12 protein-coding genes are annotated in these 12,169 nt (G+C 42.4%); 3 read left to right on the forward strand and 9 right to left on the reverse strand.

The window, feature by feature from the left end:
- Positions 1-48: 48 nt before the first annotated feature.
- The 9 genes from G7B20_RS13640 to G7B20_RS13680 all read right to left on the reverse strand — a co-directional run bounded on the left by G7B20_RS13640 (position 49) and on the right by G7B20_RS13680 (position 10,262).
- Positions 49-1,482, reverse strand: coding sequence for a RagB/SusD family nutrient uptake outer membrane protein (locus G7B20_RS13640; protein WP_164111968.1), 1,434 nt, complete (start codon positions 1,480-1,482; stop codon positions 49-51).
- 7 nt (positions 1,483-1,489) lie between these two features.
- Positions 1,490-4,828, reverse strand: coding sequence for a SusC/RagA family TonB-linked outer membrane protein (locus G7B20_RS13645; protein ID WP_164111969.1), 3,339 nt, complete (start codon positions 4,826-4,828; stop codon positions 1,490-1,492).
- Between the two features lie 29 nt (positions 4,829-4,857).
- A complete protein-coding gene (locus G7B20_RS13650) occupies positions 4,858-6,021 on the reverse strand; it encodes a FecR family protein (RefSeq protein ID WP_164111970.1) in 1,164 nt (387 codons plus the stop codon).
- 58 nt (positions 6,022-6,079) lie between these two features.
- Positions 6,080-6,649 (reverse strand): RNA polymerase sigma factor, encoded by a 570-nt coding sequence (locus G7B20_RS13655; protein WP_164111971.1) that lies wholly within the window; start codon positions 6,647-6,649, stop codon positions 6,080-6,082.
- Positions 6,650-6,950: 301 nt separating this feature from the next.
- Complete coding sequence (locus G7B20_RS13660) at positions 6,951-7,391, reverse strand: DUF5675 family protein (protein ID WP_164111972.1); 441 nt, start codon at positions 7,389-7,391, stop codon at positions 6,951-6,953.
- Positions 7,388-7,663: a hypothetical protein gene (locus G7B20_RS13665; RefSeq protein WP_164111808.1), complete on the reverse strand. Its 276-nt coding sequence runs from the start codon at positions 7,661-7,663 to the stop codon at positions 7,388-7,390. The genes G7B20_RS13660 and G7B20_RS13665 overlap by 4 nt, the downstream gene beginning before the upstream one ends.
- 275 nt (positions 7,664-7,938) lie before the next feature.
- The gene (locus tag G7B20_RS13670; protein ID WP_164111973.1) at positions 7,939-8,730 is read right to left on the reverse strand and encodes a DUF6266 family protein; all 792 of its coding nucleotides are present in this window, start codon (positions 8,728-8,730) and stop codon (positions 7,939-7,941) included.
- 293 nt (positions 8,731-9,023) lie between these two features.
- Positions 9,024-9,350 (reverse strand): helix-turn-helix transcriptional regulator, encoded by a 327-nt coding sequence (locus G7B20_RS19350; protein ID WP_205600222.1) that lies wholly within the window; start codon positions 9,348-9,350, stop codon positions 9,024-9,026.
- Positions 9,351-9,458: 108 nt separating this feature from the next.
- Positions 9,459-10,262 (reverse strand): hypothetical protein, encoded by an 804-nt coding sequence (locus G7B20_RS13680; RefSeq protein WP_164111974.1) that lies wholly within the window; start codon positions 10,260-10,262, stop codon positions 9,459-9,461.
- 575 nt (positions 10,263-10,837) lie between these two features.
- Between G7B20_RS13680 and G7B20_RS13685 the strand changes: the two genes are divergently transcribed.
- The 3 genes from G7B20_RS13685 (at position 10,838) to G7B20_RS13695 (ending at position 12,126) form a co-directional block, all read left to right on the forward strand.
- Positions 10,838-11,098: a hypothetical protein gene (locus G7B20_RS13685; protein WP_164111975.1), complete on the forward strand. Its 261-nt coding sequence runs from the start codon at positions 10,838-10,840 to the stop codon at positions 11,096-11,098.
- 130 nt (positions 11,099-11,228) lie between these two features.
- Positions 11,229-11,756: a hypothetical protein gene (locus G7B20_RS13690; RefSeq protein ID WP_164111976.1), complete on the forward strand. Its 528-nt coding sequence runs from the start codon at positions 11,229-11,231 to the stop codon at positions 11,754-11,756.
- Positions 11,757-11,904: 148 nt separating this feature from the next.
- The gene (locus G7B20_RS13695) at positions 11,905-12,126 is read left to right on the forward strand and encodes a hypothetical protein (RefSeq protein WP_164111977.1); all 222 of its coding nucleotides are present in this window, start codon (positions 11,905-11,907) and stop codon (positions 12,124-12,126) included.
- Positions 12,127-12,169 lie beyond the last annotated feature (43 nt).

Genomic DNA, 12,169 nt, shown 5'->3' on the forward strand with positions numbered 1-12,169 from the left:
GTTGACTGATTTATTTACTTTCAATTGCAATATAAGATTCATCATGCCTTATCTTGGTTCTGTTTCAGATAATGGAATAGGGAATGTAAATACAGACTCCCTGATCGAATAATTTGTATTGTTAGTCGCATCTAATATGGAGGAGGCTTGATTTCTTTTATAGTAGAACCAAAGTTGTCCCTGACCATAAAATTCCTTTCTATATTCTTTTCCAATACGATCATTTACCCCATTAGGATCTGCGATAACATCACATTTTCTATTGGTCAATAGTTCGTTCAAATAGGTCAATGCTTTATTAGAATCCGGTGTACATTCAGCTGCTATTAAAAACACCTCTGCCAGACCAATCCCCGGTACGGTATTTTTATAATTTAAAAGAAAGCCAGATGGTTCTTGATATTTAATGAAAACTTTATAATTTTTTCCTCCTGACTCCACCCAATGATTACCAAACCGAAGATCATTTTCCCAATTTTCGAAAATATTCTTTAAAAAATTATCATTAGTTCCGGCTGCTAAAATGGTATTATCGTCTAGCGTAGGAGCAAATAAAGCCCTATATCTGTTATATAAATCAGTATTTTCAAAGCCAAATAACATTTCCGTAGAGAAAATTTTGTTTGAAGTCGAATTTTGAACCGTCACCCATGGGAACTTTGATTTTGCACCTATTACAGTTTCGGCTGCTGCTAATGCATCAGCTTTGTCTCCTTTATACAAATGAATTCTCGCCTCTAAAGCTTTAACTGCATAATAATTAAAGTGATAGTTTCTGAATGTCAAGAAGGGCTTCTCTCCTAACTCGACCTTCCCTCCTGTTAAATCCACTAGCGGCAAATCCATTACAGGATCTGATTCTTGCAATATGCCTGCAGCCAGTTCGAGATCAATCAGAATCTTTTCAAGAACATCTTTAGTCGTGGAATATGAAACAATCTCACTACTTACTTTATCGTAATATGGTAACCTTTCGGCTAGTGGATCGACAGCATATGCCGGAGCAAACATACGCAGCAGGTCAAAATAGAGGTATGCCCTGGCTGCCAAGGCTTCCCCCTTCATAATTGCCAAAGATTGCTTATCCAATACTGCTCCCTTACGCTCCAGGTTGCTAATAAACACATTAATGTTAGCAATATTTGCATACATCTCAGACCATATTCTATCAATAGTTTTTTGCACGTTTTCCTCTTCGTAATTGTATGCATTCAAAGGCCTTCTAAAATCTGGCCGGAATGAATTAATTGCATACATGCGAGCAAGCACATCTGGGACATCTAATGTAAGCGTACTACCATATAAACTTGATTTGCCCAAGTTCATATAGATACCATTTAATGCATCGTAAAACCCTTGCGGCGTACTAAACACATCCTCTTCAATAAACTTATCCTCTGGCTTCACATCCAGCCATTTCGAACAACTAGAAAGTATAAAAAACAAACTAGCTAGAGACAATAATATTCTAATATTTTTCATTGGTATTCTACTTAAATGTTGCAAATAAACTCATCGATACAGAACGAGCGAAAGGATAATCTATACCTCTTTCGCGGCGTACAGTAGAGCTATAAAATATATCATTCATATAGGCAGACAGCCTCACATTGGATAACATCATCCGATCTAACCATTTTTTATCAGTAAATTCATAACCTAGATTAATAGACTCACCGGTGAATGTCGTTTCCTTCTGCACAAAACGAGAAGATATAGGTGTGGTAGAAGTTGTTGAAATAGCCTTAAACTGTGCATGGTCGCCAGGGTTTTGCCATCTACTATATAAAGCTCTACGATCTTGGTTTAACTCTAGTCCTTGATTCGAAATATTTTCTACCTTATTGTACAAGGCTGTATTCATAAAATCTCTGTTAAGAATAAACCGTACAAATACGTTTGCGGAGAAGCCTTTATACAACAAAGATCCTCTAAGCACTCCTTCAGCAAGTGGTTGCGAATTTCCGACCACGACTATATCATCCGGGCTATAGTTAAACGTTTTTTCCCCATTTTGGGTCAAAAAAACCTCCTGGCCAGTTCCTGGATCAATCCCCAATGACTTCACAGCCCATAAATCCCGCGGACTGTACCCATCACGGAATCGCACCATGGAATTACTGGTCAAAAGTTTCTCGTTCAGACTTCTTAGCGTATTATTAAAATTACTATACTTTTGATCCGAAACCGCACCTGTAACACCGAAAGTCAATACAGCTCGATCGGCAGGTTTAAAAATAGGTGAATAGTTAAGAATCATCTCCAGTCCTTTGATAGTAGATGTTCCTACATTGTAAGGATATGATCGTAAACCTGTTGATGAAGGTAGAGTAATCGCAACCACAAGAGGATCTGTCTTCTTATTATAGGCATTTAATTGCATATTGAAACGATTTTTAAACAACGATGCGTCTAGCCCTACACTTGTCTGTATGGTCCTTTGCTGTCTAAGATCTGGAGCGCCCAGTGTAGAAAAATAAATTCCTTGTCCGAAGCGGTTGATCCCGCTATTGTACTGAAATATCGTCTCACTCGAATTATTGAAATTCTGATTTCCGGTCAAACCAGCATTTCCACGTACTCTTAAATTATGTAGCCAAGTGATATCCTGTAAAAAAGACTCTTTGTGCGCATTCCAGCTCAAACCCAAGGAGTAGTAAGAAGAATAGGGATTATCAGAACCAAAATTGGTTGATCCATCTACACTATAGTTAACATCCATATTGTAGCGTTGATCGTAAGAATAATTTCCAGAAACTATAAAAGATTGACGTCTAGATAAGCTGGTAGAGGCAAGAGGTCTAGCCCCGCTTCCGTAACCATACGAAAATGCGGGATTACCGTTTGAAGCAGAAGGAAACCCTAAGACCTTAAATCCGTCTAAAACCCCCTTATTATTAGCTACCTCTGCCCGTAAGTTTGTCGTCACGGAATGTTTGGCACCAAATAGCTTCGCATAGGTAAGCATCGCATTCGCTGTATAATTAAAAAGACTTACTTGTGTTTGATCCAAACTACCTTTTAGATTATACTCGATCTGTTCAAACGAAGTATTTAAAGGAGATATAAAGACCTTATCCACCGTATTTGCTTTGCTTATCTGACCACTAGCTGTTATTTTCCAATTATTGTCAATGGTGTATTGCAGTTGAATATTATTATTAATATTAAAATTGGAAGATTCGTCGAAGCTATTAAGTGCTGCGTTGTACATCGGGTTCGAAATATTTATAGATTTTCCTTGATTAAAACCAACAGCTTGGGATAAAAATCGAACCGATGGATCTGCAAATTCATGATAGGGATTTGCCTCTGCCCAAGTTGCAAAGCTTCCATAAGAAGATTCCTCAGAAGAATAACCTACAATAAAAGTTCTATTGGAGATATTAAATTTACCTTTGCGGTACGAAAGATTCATATTAGCGCCATAATCTTGTCGCCCCGAGCCTATCATTATACCTTGCGTATTTTTATAATTAACGCCTACATCAAAAACTACAGCCCCTTCACCACCTCTTGCGCTGATGGAATGCCGGTGGGAATAGCCTGTTTGTAAAGGCTTGTTCAACCAATAAGTATCAACTCCTCTTAATACATTTTCGAGGCGTGAATTATAGAGTGCATCCAGTTTCAGCTGTTCGTCTGCTTTACTAGAATAATATCTACCTGATAGTCTTTCAAACTCCAATTTTTCAGCAGCATTCATCATATTGTAGCTGTTCAAATCTGGAAATTCTGATTTTAAGTCAGCCGTGTACGACAATTTAATTTTGCCAGATTTAGGCTTGATGGTTTCGACTACCACGACCCCATTGGATGCTCTCGATCCATAAGTCGCGGTCGATGCTGCATCTTTAAGAATAGTAACAGATTGTACAATATTCATATCAAGGTCGACAATAGTACGTAGACTGGTCTCAAAACCATCTAATATGAATAAGGGCTGATTGGGATCATGGGAGAACTCATCCCGCAAACCTTCTGTAGTAATACTGGTTTGCCCCCGCAGTTCCAGTGTAGGCAACGCATTAGGATTTGATCCTAAGCTATTGTTCTCTACTTGAATAAATGAAGGGTCTAGTGCGCGTAAACCGGCGATAATATTCTGGTTTCCGACCATTTTTAACTCTTCGCCCGTAAATGTAGAAGTAGCCCCTGTGAAGCTTTCTTTTTTACGTTCCATCATACCCGTTATTATTACCTCACTCACTTCATTAGACTTGGGCACCAAACGTACCGTCATTTTATTTAAATCCATGGTAGCCTTTATTTCCTGAGAATCGAACCCTATGTAGGATACAATCAATTGCTCGTTTAGCGAGGTAATGGGTAGGATAAAGCTACCTTCTTCATTACTCAAGACAGCATTTCTTGGATTCGATTTTTCACGGATCGATGCACCTTTGATCGGTCTACCATTTTCATCGACTACTTTTCCCTCGATGTGCTTTTGTGTCGATACAACCGATTTTCCATTGTTATCCACCGGTTTGCGGAGTATGGTGATACTTTTATTGGTAATACGATATTGTAGCGGAAGCCCTTTAAAAATATAGTCCAACGATTCTTTTACGGACACATTTTGTAAATCAACACGAATATTACCTATCCCCTTGAGATCCTTCGCTTCATAGAATAGATCATAACCCGACTGCTTTCGGATTGAAAAAAGAGCCGACTCCAGAGAGCCCGAAGTTTTTAATGTTATCTGTGCGTAGCCGAATCCCTGAAGAGATATAGCTAACAGTAGGGTCAAAAGTGGTCGTTTTATTACACAATGCACCACCGACCCCAAGACCTTTTTAAAGTCAATTGGATTAGTTTTCATTACGATATTATAGGTTAGTTATTTATTTATTATTTTATATCTACAGGATCAGCAAGACGAGCCAATAGCGTATTGCCGCGCATTTCGAATTTTATCTTTCCGGTCGATGACATTATTGTAAGCACCTCCTGTAAAGATTTTTTTCGTGAGATAGCTCCAGAGAAATTAAGTTTGCCCAGGCCTTCCTCATATTTTGTATCTATAGCATACCAGCGTTCCAACTCCTTAAATATTTCTGAGAGGCTATCCTCGATAAATAAGAAATCGTCATTTAACCAAGCTGTTTCCAGATCAAGGTTAAAGTTAGATTTAGTCAATCCATCTGTAGTCAATCTCCCTTGTTGGCCCGGAGCAAGTAAAAGGGACTTATTACTATTCAATGCCGACAAGCGCACACGACCTTCAATCAATGATGTTTTTATCATCTGCCCTTCTTCAAACTCGTCTACTATAAATTTTGTACCTAGCACCTGTATCTGTTGGTTGTCCGTTTCTACCACAAAAGGCTGCGCAGCATTATGCGCCACGTCAAAGAAAAGCTCCCCTTGTGCATAAACCTTACGTTGGTCATTATTAAAATGATTGGGGAAACGAATACGGGAACCCGCATTCATGGTCACTTTAGTACCGTCGGTCAGCAATAAAGTATACTTTTGACCTTTTGGCGTTATCAGTGTGTTGTACTTCGATTCATTTTCCAAAACGACATCACTTCCTGCCTCATGTCTATAAGATATAGCTCCATCCGCCTGACGTTCAATTATGATCCCATCTTCTGTGTGGATAGATCCACTGTCCAATTTATTGAGATTTACGGTCTCGCCATCAGCCAGTATAAGTTGCCCATCCTCCTGTGCCGGCGCAATGGCATTGACCTGCTGATAGTCTACCCATTGTGCATCCTCATAAAGCCTCAAACCTATTAAAGCGATGCCTACAATTATGATACTAGCAGCGGCCATCCTCCAAAAAGGATGCAACAATATTATTCTTGATTTTGATTTGGTCTGCTTTTCCAATTTATGCCATATCTCAGCCTTATGAGCCTGCATACGACCGTAGGAAATATTTTCAAATGCATCATCTAAATAGCTATGATACCAAGTTTCTATATATTGACGTTCTTGCGGGGTACACAGTCCGTCCTTATAGCGCAGCAAAAGTTCCCTAAATTCGTCCTTCGTTAGATTCATTAAAAATATTATGGTCAGTTACGTAATAAAGACGAAGTAACCGTGCGAAGGGTGTAGATTAAAATAAAAAAAAGTGAAAAAAAGGATGAAGTTTTTTACGCAGCACCTTTAAAGCATTATTAATCTGAGTCTTGACCGTCTTTTCTGATATATCAAGTTTATCTGCTATTTCTTTATGACTAAGAAATTCTTTACGACTCAATTCAAATATATTTCTCATTTTAGCAGGAAGGGCATCGATTGCTTCTTCCAAATACCTATTAATTTCCTTTTCCTGTATCAAATGATCCGTACCTTCGGTCAGTCCTATAGAACCTCTAAAAGAATCATAATATTTTTGAAGTACTTTGTGGCGCGCTATGATATCTAAGATATGATTCTTGGTAATCATAAATAGATACCCTTTAACATTCCCTACATTATTATGGTATTTTCTTTTTTCCCAGAGTTTAAGAAAAATCTCATGAACAATATCTTTAGTAGCTTCCTCCTCTCCAATTTTAGAAAAAACATGCTGGTAAATATCATCAAAATAGTGTTCATACAGCTGTTCATAAGCTTTTGTACTGCCTCTCGCCATTTCCTGCAGTAAGGCAACATCATTTAGTATATCCAATTGATCTTTCATTAGGGAGGTCCTATGTAGGACAAAAATAAGATATTATTGGGACAATGTTAACAACATTAACGGATCTAATATTAACCAATATATTATTTAACAACATAATAGCTGGATAGTCGAGGGTTTTATTACACCAAAGCAAAATGTTGAGCAGGCATAAAATGTGGATAGAATAATTCGTAAACTCGCTATTATGGGCCCATTAGTAATCCATCCCAATAACAAAGAGCAATCGGAAGCGTTGAAGGCAATTGACCAGAGGAAGCCTGGGTAATTTTCGCCTGAAAAGTTTCCAGGCTTCCTTTGGTCATCTGATAGCGACCTCCCCTTCTCCCTCCGCTACAGCATCCACCAACAGCGCATACAAGCGCTTATAGGCCTTGGTAGATTGGAGTAGCAAATAATCACCATCACCGTCCTCCTCATAGCTCTCCCCGACCAAGAGGCAGCCTGCGGTATCGCCAAAGTTGTTGCCGATATGGATGTAGATATACTTGAAGTTAGGCACATCAATAAGCTCGATCATACCCCGGTGTAGCTTCGGGAATCGACGCTTGTAGCGCGCATTCATCCCCCCGTATGTATTCAGCTGCAACCGATAGGTGCCTACCGGAATAGCCGTCGCCCCCTTGATCTTGTTGTCGCGCACCAAATCCTCCAGCCCATAGCACAAAAACTTCCCATCCCTATAAATCTCAGACAGGGTACTGTTCTTCCCCTGCCTGATACGTTTAACCGTTAATTTCATGGTTCTCCTTCAGCTAATTCATCCCTATCAACTTCATCACCCCCCTCACCTTTATCAACCTTATCAACCTTCTCACCCTTATCAACCCCCTCAACCTTATCAACCTTATCACCCTTATCACCCTTATCCACCCCCTCACTGATTACCGTCTCCAATATCCCCAGACCCAGCGCGACATATTTGATAATACCCAGCGCCTTTCCAGGCAGCTTGACCGGAGCCAGCAGCACCAACTGTACCACTGCGCTTATTTTCTTTAGAATTTTGTACATGTTTTTCTCTGTTATCTTGTTATCATGTTAACCTGTTATCTTGAAAAACTAGATAACTCGTTCACTAGATAACATGTTCACTACTTAACTTGATAGCTCCATTGGCCTAGGACTGTTACGCGTTCAGAAAACAGTTTGACGAGTCCGTATAAAACAACCCGAAGAAGTGAAACGACTCCGGGCTGTTTAGGACTTAAGAAGTGTTTTCAGCGTAATCGTCCAAGCCTTGACCTTTTGGTTCTTTTCTGTCAAGAGAAAAGAACTAGGCCCTGTGGCTATGAACTCACTTCAATCTCTCCCAGATAATAGCTAACCGAAGTCTTTACGCCATCCCGGTGTCCTGTGAATACCCAGCCGACCACATGATCACCGGCATAGACAGCTGGAAAGGTAAAGCTCATGGTGCCGTCATTGCGTACTGCCGACTCCAGGATGCTAAAAAACTGCTTCTCCTTGTTGTACATCAGGAGGATCACCGAGTCATCGGCAAAGGCATTGAATCGGTTCTCCTCGACCGTCCAGGTCACGCTGATCTCCTGCGGAGCGGACTCCGTCCATGCCACCCCCATCAGGTTGGCCAGCCCCCCCTTAGCGATCACTACGGAAGCATAGTCCAATTCGAAACTTGGGTAAGCCCCCGTAATACCGTAAGCCAATAGATGCTGCAGCGCCTTGTTGTAGCCTGTAGCGCGAGGCTGCATCGCATCCGAGTAGCCCAACTTGAGGAGATCCTTGATCGGTGATAAGAAACTCACCGCTAGTGCGAAGCGTGCCCGTTGGGCCAGCTGATCTTCGGTAGCCGGCTTATTGCTCCGTTTAGGAAGCGAGCGTACATAATCCACATTACGCCAGCTGGAGCCGATTACGCTTCCTACTTTCCCAGAATAAGCGCCTGTAATTCCTTTTAAAAATCTTGCCATTTTTTGATTTTTTAAAACTGTTAAACCATCGTCTACATGTAAACTATTTCGTGATATCAACAGCGAAACTAGGGTCTTATCACCTAAAACATAAAGTAATGGAACAACATGGGACTGGATGGGACGATATGGAACAGACTGTCCCAAAAAACACAAAAAAAAGTGGCTCAGCAAGTAGATTCATGCCACGGGCTTCGATCAGGGATGCCCTGCGCATGCACATCGCTACGGGACGTGGCCGACTCTGGGTATCCCCTTGTTCGAGTGGGCTTCGACAACGCTTCGAGTGGGCTTCGAGTGGGCTTCGACTGCATGTCGAACAACAGTCGAACAACAGTCGAAGCGCTCCCGAACCTGTCCCGAACAACTGTCGAACAACAGTCGAACAACTGTCGAACAGCTGTCGAACAGCTGTCGAACAAAAAGTCTATAAAGTTTGCTTAGATCCTACCGCGGCGTTTACTTTCCTGGATCATATCCTCCAGGTCTTCGAGGTAGTAGCAGTGCCGCTCGCCGATCTTTCGGGGCACCAGTTTGCCTGCATTTACCAAGCGGTAGTAGGTGGTACGGCCTATGCGCAGTATGCCGAGCACCTGCTCGATGTCCAATAATTTGCGGTCGCTGAGCGGTGGCAGCACGGCCTGTTGTTGTGCGTTGCTCATCCGCACTACACAATCCCGTATTTCCAGCATACAGTCGCGCACTTCGCGTGCATAGTTATTTATTTCGACTAGCTGTATAGCGATCTCTTTAGGAAGATGTTCCATGGTCAATCCGTGAAATTGGGGCCATAAACCGAAAAACCCGAAAGAAGTCCCTGTTAAACTCCCCTCCTATACAGCCGGTTAACAATAATTAATAATCATATAGTGTCTTTATAGCTCGATCATCCCGTCCCAGCCTTCGTGCGACAGCGATTCCCTATCGAGTACAAATGCATCCAGTTTAGGCCACAGCTTGCGGTTCACAAGCAATGCCGTATTGACCGTTGCATAATTCTTCTTTTTTCTAATTTTCGCACTCACCGAATAGATCAGTTTCAATTCTTTATCCCCGACTTTAGGCAACTGCACATACAGCATATTCACATAGGTCCAGCGGCTTGTCCTGAGGAACCAATTGCTGAGCAACCACTTCTCGATATGCGTCGATCTGAGCGAAGTGGCGAGCTTGGTACCATCGCGCAGTATGAAGAAATACACCCCATCCTCAAAGGAGATCACTAAGATATCCTTTATCCGGACCTTCTTGTCCAGGTATACCACAGTGGAGCCGTAGACCATATCCAGGTAGTTCATCAAAAAAAACATCCTGCGGCTCTTCATCCATGAATCCAAATACGTCGCAGCCCGCTTCTTCCGATCTTCTACACGCTCCTCCCCCAAGAGGCGTGCACGCGGCCAATACCGTACTGCCAGTACGTACAGCAGTAGCGGGACAAAGAAAAACGGAAAGTCCGTGCCCCAGTATGCCGATTTAAATATTATGCCTAGATGTGAAAATACCAGTATCTGGAGCAAAATCAGATTGAGCCCGACGGCGGGCAATATCGCTCCAAGAATGTATACCGTATTTTTAAGTATTTTTGATTCATCTGCCAGCCCGCCAAATACCCAGCGGTACACCGCAGACACCCAAACGGCATAAATAATATTCAGCACAGAAGTACCCAGGAGCAAGAGCAGTATCCCTATGCCCGCCCTGAGCTCACCTTCGATGCCCCGCTGCCCCAGATTGGTGACCGCTGCGGCGGCAGCAGCTATTATAAAGACGAGGACACCGCGAAAAAAACAAGAAATAATACGATTCCAACTGACCCCAAAATAAGTCAGTCTATCTGGCTTAAATAAGTTCATGATGCGCTAAAAAATTTATATCGGCTAATAAATCAAAACCCTAAATATACAAAAAAAATAGAATAGATATCATACACGTTAAATAAAGCCCGCAGTTGCATACCGTAGTTAACATTTCTAGGATGCATCAATAATAGACCATCGCTCCAAAAAGCCAAAAATGAGGTACATTTTCCTGTACCTCGGCATTTTTGACCCTCCGGCCCCATTGCTCATGAAAATCCCCTGTCCTAATTTTGAGCTAATAATTTAATTTTATTCCTATGAAACAGAGTTTTAACAACGCAGGCTTTGCCAATGCGCAGGCCTCTATCCTGAACCTACTACCAGCCTCGCGGCAGGTAGTGACCGATCACATCCGGACCGATATAGACGGATGGCTATTAGACACCTTCGCGATGAGCAGCGATCAGCAATTGCAGCTGGAAGCACTATCCACCACATTCAAACAGCAGATTGCGGATGCCGTGGCAGACAGCTGGGATGCCGGACAGCTCGTCCTTTTCGACAAGCAGGAGCGTCCTTACAAAAGCAACAGCAACGAAGAGCAGACGCCCAAGGATGTGGTACTGGAGAAAATGGGAGCTACCTCCCAGAATATACTGTCGCAGGCTATGAGCCGCAGCGAGCAGGTATCGATCCGTATCCTGTATAGATAGACACAGCTCCGACCAGTCGGATAGCCCTGCTGAGCCGAAAACCAGTACAGCTATCTGACTGATCTACTATAAACAATGATGAGACGGAGCCTTCATCTTCTGCCATCATCTGCCCTTACTATTTGTGATCATGACAAATTTTGACTTCAGGCATTTAGACCAACACATCAGCACCTCTCCCGAACAGCGTAAGCAGATATGCGCTGTACTGAAGCACCGCCATGTGCGCAAAGGCCAGACGCTGATGCTCGATGAAGACGACCTGATCTATATTAGCGAAGGCCTACTGGTCAAAATAAACACCGAAAGTGATGCCATCGACCATTTCATAGCCGAGCGCGACATCGCCATCTATCCGGCACGCAATAGCCCTTACGCCCTGCAAGCACAGGAGAACACGACAATTTACTATATACAGCACGACGATGTCGTACATATCCTGAGCAAGAGCAACAACCTCAATCTTATCCGATCCTACCACAAGCTGTTGCTTTACTGGGCATACCAGCGTCTGGCACGCGCCAAACTCCTATTGCTGCCTGCCCGGGAGGCAAAAAAAATATTCTACAAACGGTACAAGCACATCGCACTGCGCCTACAGAGCAAAAGTATCGCTTCCTATCTTAACATGGATCCCAGCTACTTCAGTAAACTATAAATTTTACAACTTTTAAGTAGAAAAAACACAAGTTTTAAACAGGAAAATTACAACTCCAAACCGTCTAATCCCCCCGAACTTAGTATCAACATTAAGGAACTAAATAACTTGATAACACGATAACACGGTCACACGATAACTTTACAAAATGACAGCATTAGTCCCATATCATCCATCGGGTACAGCACAAGCAGGCAGACACCGAGCCTTGCGGATAGACTCCGCAGCCATAGGCCATCCCTCATGGGGGCAGACCTACCCTATGCTGTATTTAGTAGGTATGATGCGAAGCTATTGCTACCGGCCGCTGTTCAAACGGATACGGCGTAGATTTACGGTATTCCCCCGTGGGCGCGGGGAAAAAATATAAAGTCCTGCTGTGTGCGCTGTAAAGAAAGCAATGCCAAGATAGA

This window comes from Sphingobacterium sp. xlx-96 (assembly GCF_011007365.1).
In the GTDB taxonomy this organism is placed as follows: Bacteria; Bacteroidota; Bacteroidia; order Sphingobacteriales; family Sphingobacteriaceae; genus Sphingobacterium; species Sphingobacterium luzhongxinii.